The sequence below is a fragment of the Streptomyces sp. Rer75 genome, assembly GCF_013414305.1.
Classification (GTDB): Bacteria; Actinomycetota; Actinomycetes; order Streptomycetales; family Streptomycetaceae; genus Streptomyces; species Streptomyces himastatinicus.
In genome coordinates this window covers 2,835,724-2,855,586 of sequence record NZ_CP058693.1, presented here as the reverse complement: position 1 = coordinate 2,855,586, position 19,863 = coordinate 2,835,724, and the positions used below count along the sequence as shown (strand labels likewise).

Sequence of the window (19,863 nt, the reverse complement as noted above, 5' to 3'; positions counted from 1 at the left end):
GTCCCTTGGGGCTACACCCCCGACCCTCTGGGCGTACCCCCGTCCCTCCGGGCGTACAAACCAGCCCTTCCGGGCGTACAACCCAGCCCCTCCGGCGTTTGAGGAGCGGGGGTGCAGGGGGCGGAGCCCCCGCAGCGGGGTCCAGGGGCGGAGCCCCGGCGGGGGGCCGGGGGTATCCCCCGGTTTCGGGAAGGGGCGGGGTGGGGGATCGTCCAGCATGCGGACGCGCGGTGGCCACCGCGGAGCGGCATGGCATAATCCCCCCAGGTCACGAGCGACAGCGACTTCGGCCCCGGCCCGCTGTCCGGCAACCCTCCGTCCGTGGCGGGGTGCCCCGGGTGATGACCAGGCCGCACGCAGCGAGGCGTGCGGCAAGCGCGGACCCCTCGCACTAGGGGTCCTGGTGGTCGAGGGAGTTCTTCCGTGACGCAGCGAATGCGCTAGGGCCGTAGCGCCCCGTTTTCCCCCAGCTCCGCGCGGAGCCCACCGTGCACCGTGCGTTGAGCGAGTTTCCGCATGCTCGCAAACCCATCGGGAGAATTCGCCATGTCCGCATGCCCTTCTGCTGTCGAGACCTCCGCCCCGCTCGCCGTCCTCGGCAGTGATGTCACCGTGCCCCTGGTCACCGGCGGTGAGGTGACCTACGCCGCGCTCGACTACGCGGCCAGCGCGCCCGCCCTGCGGCGGGTGTGGGACGACGTCGCCGCGTACGCCCCGTACTACGGGAGCGTCCACCGCGGGGCGGGTTATCTGTCGCAGTTGTCGACGGATCTGTTCGAGACGAGCCGCAGGGACGTCGCGGCGTTTCTGGGGTGCCGGGAGGACGACCAGGTGGTCTTCACCCGCTCGACCACCGACTCGCTCAACCTGCTGGCCGCCGCGCTGCCCACCGGCGCGGAGGTGTTCGTGTTCGAGACCGAGCACCACGCCTCGCTGCTGCCGTGGGAGCAGCGGGAGGACACCCGGGTGACCTGCCTGAGCGCGCCGCGCTCGCCGCGGGAGGCCGTGGAGACGCTGGAGAAGGCGCTGGCGGGGCGGGACGGGGGCCCGGCGCTGGTGTGCGTGACGGGTGCGTCGAATGTGACGGGCGAGCTGTGGCCGGTGCGGGAGCTGGCCGCGGCGGCGCATGCGCGGGGCGCCCGTATCGTGCTGGACGCCGCGCAGCTGGCCCCGCACCACCCGGTGGACATCGCGGAGGCGGACGTGGACTGGGTGGCGTTCTCGGGGCACAAGCTGTACGCGCCGTTCGGGGCGGGCGTCCTGGCGGGCCGGGCCGACTGGCTGCGCGAGGCGCGGCCGTACCTGGCGGGCGGCGGCGCGAGCCGCAAGGTCGCGCGGCGGGACGACGGCGGGGTGGAGGTCGAGTGGCACACCACCGCGGCGCGGCACGAGGCCGGTTCGCCGAACGTGATCGGGGTGTACGCGATCGCCTCGGCGTGCAAGGCGCTGTCCGAGGCCGGGTTCGACGGCCTGGTGGCGCGGGAGCGGCAGCTGATCGCGAAGGTGCGGGAGGGGCTGGCGGAGGTGCCCCAGGTACGGCTGCTGTCGCTGTTCGGCGACGACGCGCCGCGCGTGGGTGTGCTGTCGTTCGTGGTGGAGGGCTGGAACAGCTCGCACTTCGCGGCGGCGCTGTCCGCGGAGTACGGGATCGGCGTACGGGACGGGCTGTTCTGCGCGCATCCGCTGGTGCGGACCCTGCTGGGCAGCGAGCCCGGCGACCCGGGGGAGTGCGGCGCGCCCGAGGCCGCCCCGGGGGAGCGCTCCCTGAACGCGATCCGCGTCAGCTTCGGCGCGGGCACTCCGGACGAGCACGTGGAGCGCTTCGTCCGGGCGGTGAAGGAGCTGGTCCGGGACGGCGCGAAGTGGGACTACCGCACGGAGGACGGCCGCTGCGTCCCCGCCCGCTAGTCAGCTGTCGAGGCCGATGGCGAAGGCGGCTTCCAGGTCGTGCTGGGAGTAGGTGCGGAACGCGATGTGGGTCTCGGTGGAGGCCACGCCGGGGACCTTGGAGATCTGGCCCGGGATGATGTCCGCGAGGTCGTCGTGCTGGGCCACCCGCACCATGGCGATCAGATCGTGCGCCCCGGTGACCGAGTAGACCTCGCTCACGCCCTCGATCGCGGCGATCTTCTCGGCGATCTCCGGGATCCGGTCCACGCTGGTCTTGATGAGCACGATCGAAGTGATCACGGCTGGCTTTCTCCCTCGCTGGCCCTGGCTGCGCCGCCCACTCTATCCGGCCGCCCGAAGCGGGCCCACGCGTAGAGAAATCCCAGGGTGAAGCCCACGAGATGGGCGAGGTAGGCCACTCCGGGGCGGGCGTCGGCCTGGCGGGCGGCGAGCCATTGGAGGGTGACCCAGAAGATCAGTACGGCCCAGGCGGGGAAGCGCAGCGGGAGGAAGAACAGGAACGGGAACAGGCTGGTCACCCGGGCGCGCGGAAAGAGCCATAAAAAGGCGCCGAGGACGCCGGAAATGGCACCGGAGGCGCCGACCAGCGTCTGCGGCGAGGAGGCGTGGGCGGCTGCGTAGCCGAGGAGCGCGAGATAGCCGGTGACGAGGTAGAAGAGCGCGAAGTGCATACGCCCCATGCGCTCCTCGGTCATCGCCCCGAAGACGTAGAGGAACAGCATGTTGCCGAGGAGATGCAGCCAGTTGCCGTGGACGAAGAGCGCGGTCAGCGGGGTCAGCGGCTCGGCGGGGGTGCCGCTCCACAGGGCGCTGGGGACGACTCCCCAGCGCTCGAAGTACGAGGTCTGTGCCTGGAGGAGGTCCCCGCCGGAGCCGTAGCGGGGGTCGAGCCCGGAGGCCGGTCCGAGGACGAAGATCAGGCAGCAGGTGACGATGAGGGCGTACGTCATCACGGGACGGCCGGACCCCGCCGACTTCTCGATCATGGGCAGATCATCGCGTACCCGGCACAACCTGCACAGAGCGCCTCGCCGCCGCCCGGGGGCGGGGTACGGGCCCGACAACGCCCAGGGCTCAGGCCGTAGGGTTACAGGACGCCGATGAGCCCGAGTAGCGAGGACCCGACACCATGGCCGTTCCCACGCCGACAGCCGAGACCCGCTGGCGCTGCACGCTGTGCGGCAACCTCACCCGTTTCGATGTGACGCGCTCGACGAAGGCGGTCGAGTTCATCCACCTGGACCTGGCGGGGGAGCCTCGGGTCGAGGAGTGCGATGTGGTCAGTGAGACCATTGAGTCAGTGCGTTGTCGCTGGTGCAACGCGGTCGACCAGATCGAGCTGGTGGACCGTCCAAGTGCGAACGCGAGGGCCTGAGACACGGAGCGAGGAGAAGGTGGTGGACCGGACCGGCGGCCGCGAGGCGGCCGGTGACGCCGAGGGCGTCACCGAGGCGCTGGACCGCCCCCTGCCGGAAGGGGTGCGGCGGCGCGTGGTGGCGCTGGTCGCGGATGCGTTCGGTGGTCTGACGGTCACCGAACTGCCACCCCAGCTGCGGCAGTACGCCCGTTTCACCCCGAACCGGCGCGCCAAGTTCGCGGGCAACGCGATGGCCGCCGCGGTGGAGAGCGACCCCGTCTTCCGGCAGCGGATCGGGCAGCGGCTGCGCGAGACCCAGACGGAGCTGACCGAGGCCATCGAGGGCGGTTCGCCGCCCGCGGCCGCGGATCCGGTGGACGTCGCGGCGGTGGCGTACGTGCTGCGCCCCGTGGGTTGGGTGAAGCTCGTCGAGGCGGCGGGCGAGGAGGCCCAGCGGGCGTCGGCCGAGCGGGCGGGCGAGGAGGCCGAACGCGAGCTTCAGCGGCTGCGCGAGGAACTGGCGGCCGCCCGCTCGGCGGCGCGCAAGGAAACCGACCGGGTCCGCGCCGAGCTGGACGCGGCCCGCAAGGAGACGGACGCGGTGCAGCGCAAGCTGCGCAGCGCGCAGAGCGATGTGAAGCGCGGGGCGGCGGCGCTGCGCAAGGTCGAGGGCGAGCTGGAGACCGTGCGGTCGGAGGCCGCGTCGCGGCAGGCGGCCGCCGACGGTGAGGCGCGGCGGCTGCGGGCCCGGCTGGCGGAGGCGGAGTCGGCGCTGGAGGCGAGCCGGCGGGCGGTGCGCGAGGGCCGCAGCGTGGAGGACATGCGGCTGCGGCTGCTGCTGGACACGGTGCTGGACGCGGCCCAGGGGCTGCGCCGCGAACTGGCGCTGCCGCCCGCGTCGATGCACCCGGCGGACACGGTGGACGCGGTCGAGCCGGGGAAGATGACGCCGAAGGACATAGCGACCAGGGCGCTGTCGGAGATGGATCCGGCGCTGCTGGACCAGTTGCTTGCGCTGCCGCAGGCGCACCTGGTGGTGGACGGCTACAACGTCACCAAGACCGGCTATCCGACGATGCCGTTGGAGAAGCAGCGGCTGCGGCTGCTGGGCGGGCTCGCGGTGCTCGCGGCGCAGACGGGCGCGGAGATGACGTGTGTCTTCGACGGGGCGGAGCTGGCCGCTCCGGTGCTGCTGGCGCCGCCGCGCGGGGTCCGGGTGCTGTTCAGCAAGCCCGGGGTGACGGCGGACGAGCTGATCCGGCAGCTGGTGCGGGCCGAGCCGCCGGGCCGTCCGGTGGTCGTGGTGTCGACCGACCGCGAGGTCGCGGACGGGGTCGCACGCGCCGGAGCGCGCCCCGTGGCATCCGCCCTGTTGCTGAAGCGACTTGCGCGCACCTGACGGGTGCTAAGCATCAGCACAGTGTCAATTGACCGTCACTGCCCGTGCGATGTTTGTAAAAGATGCGTCCGTAGCCAATTTTTTTGTCGTCGGGATTTGAACGGATCACGGCAGGGTCACTAATGTCGGCTCGAACCTTCGCGCGGTTGATCACCCATCCGGGGTGACAGCGGGGGTACCGCCGAGTCCGCGGCGTATCCGTGGAGCCCGGGGTCGCACCTCAACCCCTGGTAGGCGGCCGGAGGAAGAAGGAGCTCGCCTTCGTGGCGTCCCACCGTCGACCCAAGCAGCCGAGCCGCACTCGGGTATCCGTACTCACGGCGACCGCCGCAGCCGCCGTCGCGCTCACGTCCCAGGCCGCCCAGGCCGCCCCGAAGCAGGACAAGAAGGACGTCAAGGAGCAGGTCGACAAGCTCTACGAAGAGGCGGAGCAGGCGACCGAGAAGTACAACGGCGCCAAGGAGAAGCAGGAGAAGCTGGAGAGCCAGGTCGGCGACCTCCAGGACAACGTGGCGCGCGGCCAGCAGGACCTGAACAAGCTGCGCGACGGCCTGGGTTCGATGGCCACCGCCCAGTACCGCACCGGCGGTATCGACCCCTCCGTACAGCTGATCCTCTCCTCCGACCCGGATACCTACCTCGACAAGGCGTCCACCCTCGACCAGGTGAGCGGCAAGCAGGCCGAGTCCCTGCGGAAGATCGCCGACAAGCAGCGCACGCTCAAGCAGCAGCGCGAGGAGGCGTCCACCAAGCTCCAGGACCTGGCGGACACCCGGAAGGCCCTGGGCGAGAAGAAGAAGGAGATCCAGGGCAAGCTCACCAAGGCCCGCAACCTCCTCAACACCCTCACCGAGCAGGAGCGCGCCAAGCTCGCGGAGGAGGAGCGGGAGCGCGCCAACCGCGCCAGCAGCCGGGTCGACCTGGGCAGCGACGTGCCCGACTCGCAGCGTGCCGCCGCGGCGCTGGCCGCCGCCAAGACCAAGATCGGCTCGCCGTACGTCTGGGGCGCCACCGGCCCGTCCTCCTTCGACTGCTCCGGCCTCACCGGCTGGGCGTACCAGCAGGCCGGGGTCCAGCTGCCGCGCATCTCCCAGGACCAGGCCAACGCCGGTACGCAGATCGGCCGCGGCGAGCTGAAGCCCGGCGACCTGGTGATGTTCTACAGCGACCTGCACCACATAGGTCTGTACGCGGGCAACGGGCAGGTGCTGCACGCCCCCAAGCCCGGGGCCAATGTGCGCTACGAGTCGATGGACAACATGCCGTTCCAGTTTGGCGTGAGGGTCTGACGACGTCCGTTCGGGCGAATCGGGACAACTCCCCACGACTCCCGCCCCGTCGGTGACCTGCGGTCTCCGGCGGGGCATCAGTTTGTGTGCCCGCGATCGGCTTTGGACCCCGGGTGGTCACGCCGCTACTGTCTGCGCGCAGTTCCTCACCGACTCCGCGGAAGGGAGTGCGGCTCCCCATGGCGTCCTCTCGCCGCTTCTCGAAGCCCGGGCCCGTCCGGGCCACCGTCGTCTGGACCGCCGCCTCTGCGGCCGCCGCCACCGGCGCCGCGCTGGCCGCCCCGGCCCTGGCCGAGCCCCACGACACCACGGCGGGCCACCCCTCGGCCCGGACCGCGGCAGACCGGATGGCCGCCGACCGGCCCGCGGCCGACCAGATCGACCGGCTCTACGAGCAGGCGGAGCGGGCCACCGAGCGCTACAACGCGGCCGACACCCGCGCCCACCGGCTGCGCAGGGAGACGGACCGCCTCCAGGACCGCGCGGCCCGCGGCCAGGAGCGGGTCAACCGGATGCGGGTGGCGCTCGGCGCGATCGCGGGCGGGCAGTACCGCACCGGCGGTTTCGACCCGGGCCTCGCCCTCCTCCTCTCCTCCGACCCGGCCCACTACCTTGACCGGGCCGCCATGCTGGACCGCATCACCAGCCGTCAGGCCGGTCAGCTGCGGATCCTGGCCCGTGCCCAGCGCACCCTGCGGCAGCAGCGCGCGGAGGCCGCCGACCGGCTGCTGAAGCTGGAGCGCAGCCGCCTGGCCGTCGCCCGCCACAAGCGCGAGGTGCAGCGCAAGCTGGCCACCGCGCGACGGCTGCTGGGCGCGCTGCGGCCGGGGGAGTGGGAGGCGTACGCACGCGCCTCGCGCGACGGGGACGGACACGGGGCGCACGCCGTGCCGGGCGCGCCCCCCGGTACCGCGCACGCAACACCCGGTCCGCCGCCGTCCTCGCCGCGCGCCGCCGCGGCGTTCGGCGCGGCGCGGGCCGCGGTCGGCCTGCCGTACGCCTGGGGCCAGGCCGGGCCCACCGCCTTCGACTGCTCCGGGCTGACCCAATGGGCCTACCGCCGGGCCGGGGTGGCGATCCCGCGCACCTCCCAGGCCCAGGCGCACACCGGACAGTCGGTGCCGCTGTCCCAGGCCCGCCCCGGCGACCTGGTCGTCTACCGCTCCGACGCCGGGCACGTCGCCATGTACGCCGGGGGCGGGCGGGTGATCCACGCGCCCTACCCCGGCGCGGCGGTCCGCTACGACCCCGTCGGCATGATGCCGATCTTTTCCGTCACGCGCGTCTGAAGCACGGCGGCGGCTCGTACGATCTATGGCGTGACGGGTCGGTGGAGATCGGGGCGATGGCGGACGGCACTCTGTCTGCCGGTGGTGTGGGCGCTGCCGCTGGCCGCGCTCACCGCGTGCGGCACGACCGTTCCGCCCGACGACCCCGCGGGGCGCGACGGGCGCGCCGTGCAGCGCATGCTCGACCGGCGCGCCGCGGCGGTACGCGGCCGGGACGCGGCCGCCTTCCTCGCCACCGTCGACCGCGGCTCGGCCGGTTACCGGGCCGAGCAGCGGCGGGTGTTCCGCCGCCTGTCCGCCGTACCGCTGCGCTCCTGGACGTACCGGCTGGTGCACACCGGCGGCTTCCGGCCCGCGGAGGGCACCGGCCGCCGCCTCGCCGCCCAGGTCGAACTCCGCTACCGGCTCGCCGGATACGACACCGCCCCCGTCGTCGCCCCCCAGTACCTGACGCTCGCGCAGCGCGACGGGCGGTGGTTCATCGCCGACGACGACGGCCGGGTCGACGGCAAACGCGGCGTCGACCAGCTCTGGGACCAGGGCCGGGTCGACGTCGTCCGCGGCAAGCACAGCCTCGTCCTCGGCGTCGGCCAGAACCGCAGGCTGCTGCGCGGCGTCGCCGCCACCGCCGACCGGGCCGTGCCCGCCCTCGACCGGGTCTGGCCCGGCTCCTGGGCCGGGCGCGTCGTCGTCGAGGTGCCCGCCTCGCTGGACCGGATGGCCGCCCTGCTGGGCGCCTCCGCGAGCGGCTACCGGGGCATCGCGGCCGTCACCACCGGCGAGGTCGGCGGCGCGAGCGACTCCTCACCGGCCGACCGCGTGATCGTCAACCCCGATGCGTACCGGGCGCTCGGTGACTTCGGCCGCCAGGTCGTGGTCACCCATGAGACGGCCCACGTCGCCACGCGTGCCGCCACCACCGCCTCCACACCGCTGTGGCTCTCCGAGGGCTTCGCCGACTGGACCGGCTACCGCACCCCCGGGCGCACCCCGCGCCAAGTCGCCCCCGAACTCTCCGAGTCCGTCGCCTCCGGCCGCCTCCCGAAGGCCCTCCCGCCCGACGAGTCCTTCCGCTTCGGCAGCCGCCCCGACCGGCTCTCCGAGGCTTACGAACAGGGCTGGCTGGCCTGCCGCATGATCGCCGACCGCTGGGGTGCGGGGAAGCTGGTCGCCCTGTACCGCGCGGTGGGCGCGGCTCCGCGGCGCGAGGGCGCGGTGGAGGCGGGCCTGCGCGATGTGCTGAACGTCAGCCTGACGGACTTCACGGCCGAGTGGCGCAAGTACGTGGCCGGAGTCCTGGGTTAGCCCCGGGTTAGCCCCCACCCCGCCCCTCCCCGAAACCGGGGCTCTGCCCCGGACCCCCCGTACCGGGGCCGGTCCCGGGGCTGGGCGCGGCTCCGCCGGGTGGCGCCTGGGGCTTCGTTGCCGGGTGCGGGCCGGTGGCCGGGTTGTGCCCACCCGTTCCGCCCTGCGGAACGATTGCCCACAACCAGTTACACCCCAGAGCGGGGGTGCAGGGGCGAGCCCTCCGGCGTTTTGCAGGGGCGGGGGGCCGGGCGGAGCCCCGGGGTCGGGGAGGGGCGGGGTGGGGGACGAGGCACCGCGCCGCGCCCACCCGGTACTGTCGGCCACGATGGACAAGACCCTGCTCGTGACGAACGACTTCCCGCCCCGCCCCGGCGGCATCCAGGCGTTCCTGCACAACATCGCCCTCCGCCTCGACCCGGAGCGAATCGTCGTCTACGCCTCCACCTGGAAGCGCGGAGCAGAGGGCAAGGAGGCCACCGCCCGGTTCGACGCCGAGCAGCCGTTCCCCGTCATCCGCGACCGTACGACGATGCTGCTGCCCACCCCCCGCGTCACCCGCCGCGCCACCGAGCTGCTGCGCGAGCACGGCTGCGGCTCGGTGTGGTTCGGGGCCGCGGCGCCGCTGGGGCTGATGGCCCCGGCGCTGCGCAAGGCGGGGGCCGAGCGGGCGGTGGCGACGACGCACGGGCACGAGGCGGCCTGGGCCCAGCTCCCCGCCTCCCGCGCGCTGCTGCGCCGGATCGGCGAGGGTACGGACACGATCACCTACCTCGGCGAGTACACCCGCTCCCGCATCGCGGAAGCCCTCACGCCCGAGGCGGCCGCCCGCATGGTGCAACTGCCGCCCGGGGTGGACGAGAAGACGTTCCACCCCGGCTCGGGCGGGGACGAGATCCGGGCCCGGCTGGGGCTCGCGGAGCGGCCGGTCGTGGTGTGCGTATCGCGGCTGGTGCCGCGCAAGGGGCAGGACACGCTGATCGAGGCGATGCCGCACATCCTGAAGCGGGTGCCGGACGCGGTGCTGCTGATCGTGGGCGGTGGGCCGTACGAGAGGGATCTGCGGCGGCTCGCGGAGACGACGGGCGTGGCCGAATCCGTACGCTTCACCGGCCCGGTGCCCTGGGAGGAGCTGCCCGCCCACTACGGCGCGGGCGACGTCTTCGCCATGCCGTGCCGTACGCGGCGGGGCGGGCTGGACGTCGAGGGCCTGGGCATCGTCTACCTGGAGGCGTCCGCGACCGGGCTTCCGGTGGTCGCCGGGGACTCCGGCGGCGCACCGGACGCGGTGCTGGAGGGCGAGACCGGGTGGGTGGTGCCGGGCGGCTCCGCGGAGCAGAGCGCGGAGCGGATCGTGGCCCTGCTGGAGGACGAGGCGCTGCGCCGCCGGATGGGCGAGCGGGGCCGCGCCTGGGTCGAGGAGCGCTGGCGCTGGGATCTGCTGGCGGACCGGCTGCGTTCGCTGCTCTGACGACGAAGGGCCGAGGGAAGCCCCGGGCCCAGACGACGAAGGGCCCGGGGAAGCCCCGGGCCCTGTCCGAGAGAAGCAGCGCGGGCTCAGCCCCCGTACAGCGCCTCGATCTCCGTCGCGAAGTCCTTCGCCACCACGTTCCGCTTGAGCTTCAGCGAGGGCGTCACATGCCCCGAGTCCTCGGTGAACTGCTGCGTCAGGACCCGGAACTTCCGCACCGACTCCGCCTTCGAGACCGCCGCGTTGCCGTCGTCCACCGCCGTCTGGATCTCGGCCAGCAGATCGGCGTCCTCGCGCAGTTCGGCCGCCGTCGCACCGTCCGGTTTGCCGTGTTCGGCGGCCCAGCGGGGCAGGAACTCCTCGTCCAGGGTGATCAGCGCGCCCACGAACGGGCGGCCGTCGCCGACGACCATGCACTCGGCGACCAGGGCGTGCGCCCGGATGCGGTCCTCGATCACAGCGGGGGCGACGTTCTTGCCGCCCGCGGTGATGATGATCTCCTTCTTGCGGCCGGTGATGGTGAGGTAGCCGTCCTCGTCGAGGGTGCCGACGTCCCCGGTGTGGAACCAGCCGTCGGCCAGCGCCTCCGCCGTCGCCGCCTCGTTGTTCCAGTACTCCGTGAACAGATGGTCCCCGTGCAGCATCACCTCGCCGTCGTCGGCGATGCGGACCACCGTGCCCGGCATCGGCTGGCCGACCGAGCCGATCTTCTGCCGGTCCCACGGGTTGAAGGTGGTGGCCGCGCAGGACTCGGTCAGGCCGTACCCCTCCAGCACCGTGAAGCCGATGCCCCGGTAGAAGTGGCCGAGCCGCTCGCCCAGCGGGGCGCCGCCGGAGATGGCGTGGGTGGCGCGGCCGCCGAGCGCGGCGCGCAGCTTGCTGAAGACCAGCCGGTCGAAGACCCTGTGCTTGAGCCGGAGTCCGAAGGACGGCCCGGCCGGGGTGTCCAGCGCCTTGCTGTAGGCGATGGCGGCGTCGACGGCCTTGTCGAAGATCTTTCCCTTGCCCTCGGCCTGGGCCTTGGCCCGCGCCGAGTTGTAGACCTTCTCGAAGACGCGCGGGACGCCCAGCACCAAGGTCGGCCGGAACGCGGCGAGTTCATCGGTGAGCGTCTTGATGTCCGAAACGTGCCCGAGTTTGATCGGCGCCAGGACCGCGCAAATCTCCACCAACCGCCCGAAGACATGCGCCTCCGGGAGGAAGAGCAGCACGGAGGAGTCACCGGTGGCGAAGATGGGTTTGAGCCGCGCCACCGCGTTGCCGCATTCGGCGAAGAAGCTGCGGTGCGACAGGACACAGCCCTTGGGGCGGCCGGTGGTGCCCGAGGTGTAGACGATGGTGGCGGGGGAGTCCGCGTTGGCGAGCGAGGAGCGCTCGTCCACCGTCTCGTCCTTGACGTCCGAACCCAGCGTCCCCAGCGTCCCGATCGCGTCGTCCTCGATCTGCCAGACGTGCTTCAGCTCGGGCAGGGTGTCCCGCACGGACTCCACGGCCGCCTCGTGCACACCGGTCTCGACGAGGACCGCGACCGCGCCCGAGTCGCTGAGGATCCACTGCACCTGCTCCGGTGAACTCGTCTCGTACACCGGCACGGTGATGGCGCCCGCGCTCCAGATGGCGAAGTCCAGCAGCGTCCACTCGTAGCGGGTGCGCGACATCAGGCCGACCCGGTCGCCCGCCGACACCCCGGCCGCGATCAGGCCCTTGGCGGCGGCGCGCACCTCGGCCAGGAAGTCCGCCGCGGTGACGTCCTCCCACCGGCCGTCGACCTTGCGGCCGACCACCGCGACATCCGGGTGCTGCGCCGCGTTGCGTTGGATGAGGTCCGTCAGATTGCCGTCGGCCGGAACCTCGTACAGGGCCGGAAGGCTGAACTCGCGCAAGACTGCTGCTCCTCGTGGGCGCCGGCGCCGCTACAGGGCAATGGGGGGTGCTGGACTGCCCGGACGTTACCCATCGGTATGGCTGTGGGATAGGGGTTTCCGTACAGATGTTTTATGCGTCACACACCGCCCTCATGCTGCCCGCAGACTAGTCGACCGCCACCGGGGCCCGGAAGGAACCGCAGGTGGACGCGGGTCACTGCGAACGGAACACCTTACGGACGGATGGTCACAGGTCTTAGGGTGACACGCATGCGAGTCCACGTGGTGAGTGACGTGCACGGGAACAGTCAGGATCTGGGGAAGGCGGGAGACGGGGCCGACGCCCTGATCTGCCTCGGCGACCTCGTCCTCTTCCTGGACTACGCAGACCACTCCCGCGGCATCTTCCCCGACCTCTTCGGCGTCGAGAACGCCCACCGCCTGGTCGAACTCCGCACCGCCCGCCGCTTCGAGGAGGCCCGCGAACTGGGCAACCGGCTGTGGGACGGGATGGACCGCCACGCGGCCATCGAGTCCGCCGTACGCAGGCAATACGCCGAGCTGTTCGCCGCCTTCCCCGCCCCGACGTACGCCACCTACGGCAATGTCGACATACCGGCGCTCTGGCCTGAATACGCCGAACCCGGCACCACGATCCTCGACGGCGAGCGGGTCGAGATCGGCGGTCTCGTCTTCGGCTTCGTCGGCGGGGGCTTGCGCACCCCGATGCGCACCCCGTACGAGATCGACGACGAGGCGTACGCCGAGAAGATCGCGGCGCTCGGCGGCCGCGGCGAGGTGGACGTGCTGTGCACCCACATCCCGCCCGAGGTGCCGGACCTCTGCTACGACACCGTCGCCCGCCGCTTCGAGCGCGGCAGCGAGGCGCTGCTGGACGCGATCCACACCCTCCGGCCCCGCTATTCGCTTTTCGGCCATGTCCACCAGCCGCTCGCCCGCCGCATGCGGATCGGCGCCACCGAATGCGTCAACGTCGGACACTTCGCCTCCTCCGGGACCCCCTGGACCCTGGAGTGGTGACCCACCCGCGATAGCCTTCACCGGCAGACACCCCATGCGGCGGACCGGTACGGAGGAGCCACGGCGATGGCGGAACACACCAGCTCGAGCATCACGATCGAGGCGGCCCCGGCCGACGTGATGGAAGTGATCGCCGACTTCGACCGTTACCCGGAGTGGTCCGGTGAGGTGAAGGAGGCCGACATCCTCACCAAGGACGGGCAGGGGCGCGGCGAGCAGGTACGGATGGTGCTCGACGCCGGGGCCATCAAGGACGACTACACGCTCCAGTACACCTGGAGCGGCGACCAGGTCAGCTGGTCCCTGCTCAAGTCCCAGATGCTGCGCACCCTCGACGGCTCCTACCGGCTGGCCCCGCTGGACGGCGGCAAGAGCACCGAGGTGACGTACCAGCTCACCGTCGACGTGAAGATCCCCATGCTCGGCATGATCAAGCGCAAGGCCGAGAAGGTCATCATCGACCGGGCGCTCGCGGGCCTGAAGAAGCGCGTCGAGGCAGCGTAGCCGCCCATCGGCGCGCGGCCGCCATCGGGCGGGGCGCGGGCCGGTGGCGGGGTACGCTCCGGCGGGGGCGGCCACCGGGAGCCGCGCCGCACACCCACGTACCACCCTGCCGGAGGCTCTCTTCATGCGTACGGTCCTCGTCACCGGTACGGGCGGCGCGGGCCGCACCACCGTGGCCGCCGCGACCGCCCTCGCCGCCGCCCGCGAGGGACAGCGCACCCTGCTGCTCACCGCGGACCGGGACGGCACGCCCGAGGCACTGCTCGGCATCGGCCCGCTGCGCGGCGCGCCCGGGCGCAGCGCCGACCGGCTGCCGTGGTCCGTACCCGTCGCGCTGATCCCCGGGCTGTGGGCGGCCCGGGTCGTGACCGAGGAGTGGTTCCGCGACGAGCTGACCGTCCTCCAGGACCGCGGCCGCGGCATGCTCGACATGCTGGGCTCGACCCCGCTGGACGGCGAGGAGCTGACCGCGCTCCCCGGCGTGGAGTCGGTCGCGCTGCTGCGGGCGCTGCGCGCCGCGCAGACCGCCCCGCCCGGCACCGGCTGGGACGTCCTCGTGGTCGACCTGCCGCCCGCGCCGGAGACCGTCGCCCTGCTCGCCCTGCCCGAACAGCTGCGCCGCTATCTGCGGCGGCTGCTGCCCGCCGAGCGGCAGGCGGCCCGCGCGCTGCGGCCGATGCTGGCGCAGCTGGCCGGGATGCCGATGCCCGCGCAGAAGCTGTACGAGACCGCCGAGCGCTGGGAGCGCGAGCTGGCCGCCGTCCAGGGCGTCCTGGAGTCGGAGGCCACGACCGTACGGGTGGTGGTGGAGCCCGGGCCGCTCGCCGACCGCGCGCTGCGCACCGCCCGCGCCGGGCTCGCGCTGCACGGCTGCCGCGTGGAGTCGGTCGTCGCCAACCGGCTGCTGCCCACCGGCACCCCCGACCCGTGGCTCGGGGCGCTCTCCGGGCAGCAGCAGGCCGCGCTGAAGGAGCTGTACGAGCAGTGGGCGCCGGCCGTGCCGGTCCGCGAGCTGCCGCATCTGGGCCGCGATCCGCAGGGCCTCGGGGACGCCACCGATGCCGCCGACACCGCCGACAGTGGCCCCGGTGACGCCCCCGGGGTGGTCTCCGGGGTGGTGGTCTCCGGCGGGGGCGGCGGGCCCCGACCGGCCGCCGGGCTGGGCGCGCTGGCCGGTCCCGTCGGGGCGCCCGACCCGCGGCCGGACCGCCCCGCGGCCGACCCGTGGACCGTCGAGGACCGGCTGGCCGACGAGGGGGTGCTGCTGTGGCGGCTGCCGCTTCCCGGTGCCTCCCGGGACGGGCTGGGCCTGGTCCGGCGCGGCGACGAACTGATCGTCACGGTCGGACCGTTCCACCGTGTGCTGCCGCTGCCGTCCGCGCTGCGCCGCTGCACGGTCTCCGGGGCCGGGCTGCGCGACGGCCATCTCCAGGTCCGCTTCACCCCGGACCCCGACCTGTGGCCGAAGCGGCCCTGACCTCCCGTACGCCCCTCCGCGGGCTCTGACCGAGGCCCGTCGTTCCGGTAACGTCGAGAGCAAGTCCGGTTGAACGAACGAACCGGACAGCCAGCCTCCCCGCCGCAGGAGTTCGCCATGAGCGATGCCACCGAGCGCCCCGCCGACAGCCCCGGCACCGACGTACCGGTCACCGAGATCGACCCCGACGCCTGGGAGCGCGCCTGCGCCGAGGACCTGGCCGCCGAGAAGGAACGGCGGCGGGCCCGGGAGGGCGGCGCGGGCCGTGAGGAGCCGGGCAGCGCCGCGGAGGAGCTGCGCAAGCTGGCCGACGCCGTCGCGGAGAAGCTGGCCGGGCTCCAGACCCCGCTCGCCGGTACGGCGGTGGAGGGGGCCGTACAACAGTTGATCGCAGGGGCGAAGGCGGCCGTTGAGCCGGTCATAGAGCGCAATCCCGACGTATTCGAGCATCTCGCCAGCGCCGGAAGCGAACTGCTCGCCGCCTATCGCGCCGCCGTGACGGGCCAGGAGGAGCGTTGGACCCGGAGTGGCGACGACGGGGGCGCGTCTCCCGGAGACGAAGGTCAGAGTTCGAGTAGTGAACACATCGACCTCGATTGAGCACTACCTCCGGTACCGTTAGCCGTGGCGGGGTTCGACCAAATAACTGAGGGACTCATGGGACTCACCATCGGCGTCGACATCGGCGGCACGAAGATCGCGGCTGGCGTGGTCGACGAAGAGGGCTCGATTCTCGAAACGAGCAAGGTATCGACCCCGCCGACCCCCGAGGGAGTCGTCGACGCCATCGCGGACGCGGTGCGCAAGGTCAGCGCCGGGCATGACGTCGAGGCGGTCGGTATCGGCGCGGCCGGTTACGTGGACGACAAGCGCGCCACGGTGCTCTTCGCGCCCAACATCAACTGGCGGCACGAGGCGCTGAAGGACAAGGTCGAGCAGCGCGTCGGCCTGCCCGTCGTCGTCGAGAACGACGCGAACGCGGCCGCGTGGGGCGAGTACCGGTTCGGCGCCGGGGCGGGCCACGACGACGTCGTGTGCATCACGCTCGGCACCGGCCTCGGCGGCGGCATCATCATCGGCGGCAAGCTGCACCGCGGCCGCTTCGGCGTCGCGGCCGAGTTCGGCCACATAAGGGTCGTCCCCGACGGTCTGCTGTGCGGCTGCGGCAGCCAGGGCTGCTGGGAGCAGTACGCCTCCGGCCGCGCCCTGGTGCGTTACGCCAAGCAGCGCGCCGCCGCCACCCCGGAGAACGCCGAGGTCCTGCTCGGCCTCGGCGACGGCACCGCCGAGAACATCCAGGGCAAGCACATCAGCGACGCCGCCCGCCAGGGCGACCCGGTCGCCATCGACTCCTTCCGCGAGCTGGCCCGCTGGGCCGGGGCCGGGCTCGCCGACCTCGCCTCGCTCTTCGACCCCTCGGCGTTCATCGTCGGCGGCGGGGTCTCCGACGAGGGCGATCTCGTCCTGGAGCCGATCCGCAAGTCGTTCCGCCGCTGGCTGGTCGGCAACCAGTGGCGGCCGCACGCCCAGGTGCTGGCCGCCCAGCTCGGCGGCAAGGCCGGGCTGGTCGGCGCGGCCGACCTCGCCCGCCAGGGCTGACGGCCAGAGGGGGGACCGTGGTGCTCGCGGATCTGCCCGCCTCCACCACCGGCCCGGACGCGGCCGTGGTGCGGGTGCTCAGCTACAACATCCGCTCACTGCGCGACGACCGCGAGGCGCTTGCCCGGGTGATCCGGGCCTGCGCCCCCGATGTGGTCTGCGTCCAGGAGGCGCCGCGCTTCTTCCGCTGGCGCAAGGCCGTCGCCCGGCTGGCCCGCGAGACCGGCCTCGTCTACGCCACGGGCGGGGCCACCGCCACCGGCCCCATGATCCTCACCTCGCTGCGCGCCCAGGTCGAGCGGGCCGAGGACATCCTGCTGCCCCGCGTCCCCGGCCTGCACCGGCGTGGCTTCGCCACCGCCGTACTGCGCTTCGGCGGCGGCCACCGGGACGATGACGGTATTCGCCTCGGCGTCGTCAGCTGCCATCTGAGCCTGGCCGCGGCCGAGCGCTACGACCAGGCCGGGATGCTGCTGGACCGGGTCGCCGCGCTCGACGTGCCGTACGCCGTCGCCGCCGGGGACATCAACGAGCAGCCCGACGGCCGCGCCTTCCGCCGCATCGCCGGGACGCTGCGGGACGGCTGGGCCACCGAGCCGTGGGGGAGCGAGGCCACCTTCGACCCGGGTGATCCGCGCCGCCGCATCGACGCGGTGTTCGCGTCCGACGGCATCGAGATCATCGGCTGTGGGGTGCCGTCCGGGCTGCCCGGTGTCGGCGACGCCGATCTGCGGGCGGCCACGGACCACCTTCCGGTCCTGGCCGCGCTCCGGCTGCCCCGCGTGGCCGCGGCGTCCGCGTAGGACCGCCGAGCCTTCCGCTGGACGGAAGCGTCAGACGACGGCGCCGCGCCCCGGGTCGTCGTCCTCCTCGTCGTCGCTGTCCTGCATCCGCATCACCAGCGTGACGAAGCCGCCCAGGAAGCCGCCGACGCCCAGCGTCGTGATCCACCAGGTCAGCTCCACCTGGAACAGCACCACGCCGAGCAGCAGCAGCGGCCCGCCCAGCACGCCCAGCCAGGCGAACCGGGACGTGGTGTCGGACTCGGGGAGCGGCGGCGGCTCGGGCGGGACGAAGTGGCCCTCGTCGGTCTCGTCGAAGTCCTCCTCGGAGGACTCCGCGGCATCCCAGTCGCGCGGGCCCACGCCCGGCGCGAACACGATGAAGCTGCCGACGGGCTTGTCGCCCTTGTCGGCCGCATCGTCCGGGTCACCCTTGTCGGCCTGGTCGCTTTTGTCGGGCTTGGTGAGGGTGTCCGGGGGCGTCGCGCTCCTGCGGTCGTCCTCGACGTCGGGGTCGAAGTCGTCCTCGAAACGGCCCTCGAACCGGTCGTCCAGCCCGTCGTCCAGCTCGGCCAGCGGGTCGTCGCGGCGGTCGTCGCGCCGGTCCTCGCGGTGGGCGTCCTCGCGGCCCCACTTCTCGGTCAGGTTCTCGGCGACGGGCCACCGCTCCGCACCCGGCGGGTCCGGCGGCTCCTCCCCGTACGCGGCGACGATCGCCGCGAAGGCGGCGTCGTCGTCCCGGCGCGCCCCCGCCTCATTCTCGTTCGAATCGCGCTCAGCCACTGGCCGCCGCCCCCTCCTTCCCGCCGACGTCCCCGGGATGCGCCCCGGTGTCCTCTCCCATACCCGCGGTCAGCCGGGTGATGAACGTGTCCGTCTCCTCGAAGATGAACTCGGCGTCGTAGTCCAGCGTCGCCACGTGGTAGCTGCGCTCCAACCGCCGCTCGGTGACGTCCCGGGACGAGACCTGGCTCAGGATGCGCTCGGAGTCGGCGGGCGGCACCACGTGGTCCTGCGGGCTGTGCATCACCAGCAGCGGCTGGGTCACCTGTGGCAGTTCGGCGTCGACCACCCGGTAGAAGCGGCGCATCGAGTGCACGGCGTGCAGCGGCATCCGGTCGTATCCCGATTCCTGGGAACCCGGCTTGGCGATGTCGCTCACGATCCCCTTGACGGAGGGCACCAGATGACGCAGCACCGGAAGGGCCACGGCCAGCGGATCGTGGATCCGGTTGGCCGGGTTCACGACGGCGACGCCGCTGATCTCCGCGCCGTGCTGGGCGGCCAGCCGCAGCGCGAGCGCGCCGCCCATCGACAGCCCGCAGACGAAGACCCGGGAGCACCGCTCGCGCAGCGCCCGCAGCTCCCGGTCGACCTCGGCGTACCAGTCCTGCCACCCGGTGACGGCGAGATCCTGCCAGCGGGTCCCGTGGCCGGGGAGCAGCGGAAGCGCGACGGTGTGTCCGCGCCGGGCGAGGTGCTCGGCCCAGGGACGCACCGACTGCGGCGAACCGGTGAAGCCGTGACAGACGAGGACGCCGATCTCTCCGCCGTCGTGGCGGAACGGCTCGGCTCCGGGGAGGAGCGGCACCACGGATCTCCGTTCGGTGGTGAAGCGGTCAACGGGACCTCAGCGTACGCGGCGCGCCCCACCGGGGGTAGGCAGGTTAAGGTCTCCTCGTCGGATACAGGAGGTTCTCGGTTGTTCTACGGTGCAATGAAGCTGTCGGTGGGTGGGACGTTGAAGCTCGCCTTCCGGCCCTGGGTGGAGGGACTGGAGAACGTCCCCGACGAGGGGCCGGCCATCCTCGCGAGCAACCACCTCTCCTTCTCCGACTCCTTCTTCCTGCCCGCGATGCTCGACCGGAAGGTCACCTTCATCGCCAAGCAGGAGTACTTCACCACTCCGGGGATCAAGGGCAGGCTGACCGCGGCGTTCTTCAAGGGCGTCGGCCAGCTGCCGGTGGACCGCTCGGGCAGCCGGGGCGCGGGCGAGGCCGCGATCAAGGCCGGGATCGAGGTCATCAAGCGCGGTGAGCTGTTCGGCATCTACCCGGAGGGCACGCGCTCGCCGGACGGCCGCCTCTACCGCGGCAAGCCCGGCGGTCTGGCGCGGGTCGCGCTGGCGACGGGCGCGCCGGTGATCCCGGTCGCGATGATCGACACCGAGAAGATCCAGCCGCCGGGCAAGGTGATGCCCAAGCTGATGCGCCCCGGCATCAAGATCGGCAAGCCGCTGGACTTCAGCCGCTACCACGGCATGGACGGCGACCGCTTCATCCTGCGCTCGGTGACCGACGAGGTCATGTACGAGATCATGAAGCTGTCCGGCCAGGAGTACGTCGACATCTACGCGACCGCGGCCAAGCGGCAGATCGCGGACGCGGAGGCGGCCCGTAAGAAGGCCGAGAAGGCCGAGAAGGCCGAGAAGGCCGAGAAGGCCGCCGAAAAGGGCACGGACAAGAGCACGGACGCCGAGAACACGGACGCCGAGAGCACGGACAAGGACAAGACCGGGGCGTAACGTCGCGCCGGGCCCGGGGGTGGGGGGAAGTTGGCGCTACAGCCCAAGCG

Annotated in this window: 19 protein-coding genes and 1 riboswitch; of the genes, 14 read left to right on the top strand and 5 right to left on the bottom strand. The window is 72.7% G+C overall.

Features of this window, described 5'->3' with window-relative positions; all coding sequences use genetic code 11:
- Nucleotides 1-266 precede the first annotated feature (266 nt).
- Nucleotides 267-384: riboswitch (SAM riboswitch) on the top strand.
- A 162-nt stretch (nt 385-546) separates the two neighbouring features.
- Nucleotides 547-1,908 carry an aminotransferase class V-fold PLP-dependent enzyme gene (locus HYQ63_RS11945; protein WP_179933797.1) on the top strand — a complete coding sequence of 454 codons (1,362 nt, stop codon included), beginning with the start codon at nt 547-549 and terminating at the stop codon, nt 1,906-1,908.
- Here HYQ63_RS11945 and HYQ63_RS11940 read toward each other — a convergent pair whose 3' ends face one another.
- Both HYQ63_RS11940 and HYQ63_RS11935 read right to left on the bottom strand, forming a co-directional pair.
- Nucleotides 1,909-2,190: an Lrp/AsnC family transcriptional regulator gene (locus tag HYQ63_RS11940; protein ID WP_123100692.1), complete on the bottom strand. Its 282-nt coding sequence runs from the start codon at nt 2,188-2,190 to the stop codon at nt 1,909-1,911. It abuts the gene before it with no gap.
- On the bottom strand, nt 2,187-2,897 hold the full coding sequence (locus tag HYQ63_RS11935) for a rhomboid family intramembrane serine protease (RefSeq protein ID WP_179933796.1): 711 nt from the start codon (nt 2,895-2,897) through the stop codon (nt 2,187-2,189). The genes HYQ63_RS11940 and HYQ63_RS11935 overlap by 4 nt, the downstream gene beginning before the upstream one ends.
- Before the next feature lie 143 nt (nt 2,898-3,040).
- Here HYQ63_RS11935 and HYQ63_RS11930 point away from each other — a divergent pair, with 143 nt between their 5' ends.
- The 6 genes from HYQ63_RS11930 (at nt 3,041) to HYQ63_RS11905 (ending at nt 10,021) form a co-directional block, all read left to right on the top strand.
- Nucleotides 3,041-3,286, top strand: coding sequence for a hypothetical protein (locus HYQ63_RS11930; RefSeq protein ID WP_179933795.1), 246 nt, complete (start codon nt 3,041-3,043; stop codon nt 3,284-3,286).
- 19 nt (nt 3,287-3,305) lie between these two features.
- Complete coding sequence (locus HYQ63_RS11925) at nt 3,306-4,667, top strand: NYN domain-containing protein (protein WP_179933794.1); 1,362 nt, start codon at nt 3,306-3,308, stop codon at nt 4,665-4,667.
- Nucleotides 4,668-4,930: 263 nt separating this feature from the next.
- Entirely contained in the window at nt 4,931-5,956 is a 1,026-nt protein-coding gene (locus tag HYQ63_RS11920; protein ID WP_179933793.1) for an NlpC/P60 family protein, read from the top strand.
- 179 nt (nt 5,957-6,135) lie between these two features.
- Nucleotides 6,136-7,245 carry a C40 family peptidase gene (locus tag HYQ63_RS11915; RefSeq protein WP_179933792.1) on the top strand — a complete coding sequence of 370 codons (1,110 nt, stop codon included), beginning with the start codon at nt 6,136-6,138 and terminating at the stop codon, nt 7,243-7,245.
- Nucleotides 7,246-7,275: 30 nt separating this feature from the next.
- Entirely contained in the window at nt 7,276-8,550 is a 1,275-nt protein-coding gene (locus HYQ63_RS11910; protein WP_373689063.1) for a hypothetical protein, read from the top strand.
- 328 nt (nt 8,551-8,878) lie between these two features.
- Nucleotides 8,879-10,021 (top strand): glycosyltransferase family 4 protein, encoded by a 1,143-nt coding sequence (locus tag HYQ63_RS11905; RefSeq protein ID WP_179939989.1) that lies wholly within the window; start codon nt 8,879-8,881, stop codon nt 10,019-10,021.
- An 86-nt stretch (nt 10,022-10,107) separates the two neighbouring features.
- Here HYQ63_RS11905 and HYQ63_RS11900 read toward each other — a convergent pair whose 3' ends face one another.
- The gene (locus HYQ63_RS11900; RefSeq protein WP_179933791.1) at nt 10,108-11,904 is read right to left on the bottom strand and encodes a long-chain fatty acid--CoA ligase; all 1,797 of its coding nucleotides are present in this window, start codon (nt 11,902-11,904) and stop codon (nt 10,108-10,110) included.
- A gap of 252 nt (nt 11,905-12,156) precedes the next feature.
- Between HYQ63_RS11900 and HYQ63_RS11895 the strand changes: the two genes are divergently transcribed.
- The 6 genes from HYQ63_RS11895 to HYQ63_RS11870 all read left to right on the top strand — a co-directional run bounded on the left by HYQ63_RS11895 (nt 12,157) and on the right by HYQ63_RS11870 (nt 17,310).
- The gene (locus HYQ63_RS11895) at nt 12,157-12,927 is read left to right on the top strand and encodes a metallophosphoesterase (RefSeq protein WP_179933790.1); all 771 of its coding nucleotides are present in this window, start codon (nt 12,157-12,159) and stop codon (nt 12,925-12,927) included.
- Between the two features lie 66 nt (nt 12,928-12,993).
- The gene (locus HYQ63_RS11890; RefSeq protein ID WP_123100701.1) at nt 12,994-13,431 is read left to right on the top strand and encodes an SRPBCC family protein; all 438 of its coding nucleotides are present in this window, start codon (nt 12,994-12,996) and stop codon (nt 13,429-13,431) included.
- Between the two features lie 124 nt (nt 13,432-13,555).
- Entirely contained in the window at nt 13,556-14,908 is a 1,353-nt protein-coding gene (locus tag HYQ63_RS11885) for an ArsA family ATPase (RefSeq protein ID WP_179933789.1), read from the top strand.
- 117 nt (nt 14,909-15,025) lie between these two features.
- Nucleotides 15,026-15,508: a DUF5304 domain-containing protein gene (locus HYQ63_RS11880; RefSeq protein ID WP_179933788.1), complete on the top strand. Its 483-nt coding sequence runs from the start codon at nt 15,026-15,028 to the stop codon at nt 15,506-15,508.
- Nucleotides 15,509-15,565: 57 nt separating this feature from the next.
- Entirely contained in the window at nt 15,566-16,507 is a 942-nt protein-coding gene (locus HYQ63_RS11875) for an ROK family glucokinase (protein WP_179933787.1), read from the top strand.
- Nucleotides 16,508-16,524: 17 nt separating this feature from the next.
- The gene (locus HYQ63_RS11870; protein WP_179933786.1) at nt 16,525-17,310 is read left to right on the top strand and encodes an endonuclease/exonuclease/phosphatase family protein; all 786 of its coding nucleotides are present in this window, start codon (nt 16,525-16,527) and stop codon (nt 17,308-17,310) included.
- Nucleotides 17,311-17,340: 30 nt separating this feature from the next.
- Here the strand turns inward: HYQ63_RS11870 and HYQ63_RS11865 are convergent, their stop codons facing one another.
- Together HYQ63_RS11865 and HYQ63_RS11860 are read right to left on the bottom strand one after the other, a co-directional pair.
- A complete protein-coding gene (locus tag HYQ63_RS11865) occupies nt 17,341-18,072 on the bottom strand; it encodes a hypothetical protein (RefSeq protein ID WP_179933785.1) in 732 nt (243 codons plus the stop codon).
- Nucleotides 18,065-18,880, bottom strand: a complete 816-nt coding sequence (locus HYQ63_RS11860) for a carboxylesterase (protein WP_179933784.1) — start codon at nt 18,878-18,880, stop codon at nt 18,065-18,067. The genes HYQ63_RS11865 and HYQ63_RS11860 overlap by 8 nt, the downstream gene beginning before the upstream one ends.
- A gap of 126 nt (nt 18,881-19,006) precedes the next feature.
- Here HYQ63_RS11860 and HYQ63_RS11855 point away from each other — a divergent pair, with 126 nt between their 5' ends.
- Nucleotides 19,007-19,813: a 1-acyl-sn-glycerol-3-phosphate acyltransferase gene (locus HYQ63_RS11855; protein ID WP_179939988.1), complete on the top strand. Its 807-nt coding sequence runs from the start codon at nt 19,007-19,009 to the stop codon at nt 19,811-19,813.
- The last annotated feature ends 50 nt before the right edge of the window (nt 19,814-19,863 follow it).

What these genes read in the sequence shown, in the direction of transcription:
- HYQ63_RS11875 (WP_179933787.1), top strand. Translation starts at nt 15,566, where the DNA reads ATGGGACTCACCATCGGCGTCGACATCGGCGGCACGAAGATCGCGGCT.
- HYQ63_RS11895 (WP_179933790.1), top strand. Translation starts at nt 12,157, where the DNA reads ATGCGAGTCCACGTGGTGAGTGACGTGCACGGGAACAGTCAGGATCTG.
- HYQ63_RS11935 (WP_179933796.1), bottom strand. Translation starts at nt 2,897, where the DNA reads ATGATCGAGAAGTCGGCGGGGTCCGGCCGTCCCGTGATGACGTACGCC.
- HYQ63_RS11905 (WP_179939989.1), top strand. Translation starts at nt 8,879, where the DNA reads ATGGACAAGACCCTGCTCGTGACGAACGACTTCCCGCCCCGCCCCGGC.
- HYQ63_RS11890 (WP_123100701.1), top strand. Translation starts at nt 12,994, where the DNA reads ATGGCGGAACACACCAGCTCGAGCATCACGATCGAGGCGGCCCCGGCC.
- HYQ63_RS11885 (WP_179933789.1), top strand. Translation starts at nt 13,556, where the DNA reads ATGCGTACGGTCCTCGTCACCGGTACGGGCGGCGCGGGCCGCACCACC.
- HYQ63_RS11945 (WP_179933797.1), top strand. Translation starts at nt 547, where the DNA reads ATGTCCGCATGCCCTTCTGCTGTCGAGACCTCCGCCCCGCTCGCCGTC.
- HYQ63_RS11930 (WP_179933795.1), top strand. Translation starts at nt 3,041, where the DNA reads ATGGCCGTTCCCACGCCGACAGCCGAGACCCGCTGGCGCTGCACGCTG.
- HYQ63_RS11915 (WP_179933792.1), top strand. Translation starts at nt 6,136, where the DNA reads ATGGCGTCCTCTCGCCGCTTCTCGAAGCCCGGGCCCGTCCGGGCCACC.
- HYQ63_RS11880 (WP_179933788.1), top strand. Translation starts at nt 15,026, where the DNA reads ATGAGCGATGCCACCGAGCGCCCCGCCGACAGCCCCGGCACCGACGTA.
- HYQ63_RS11855 (WP_179939988.1), top strand. Translation starts at nt 19,007, where the DNA reads ATGAAGCTGTCGGTGGGTGGGACGTTGAAGCTCGCCTTCCGGCCCTGG.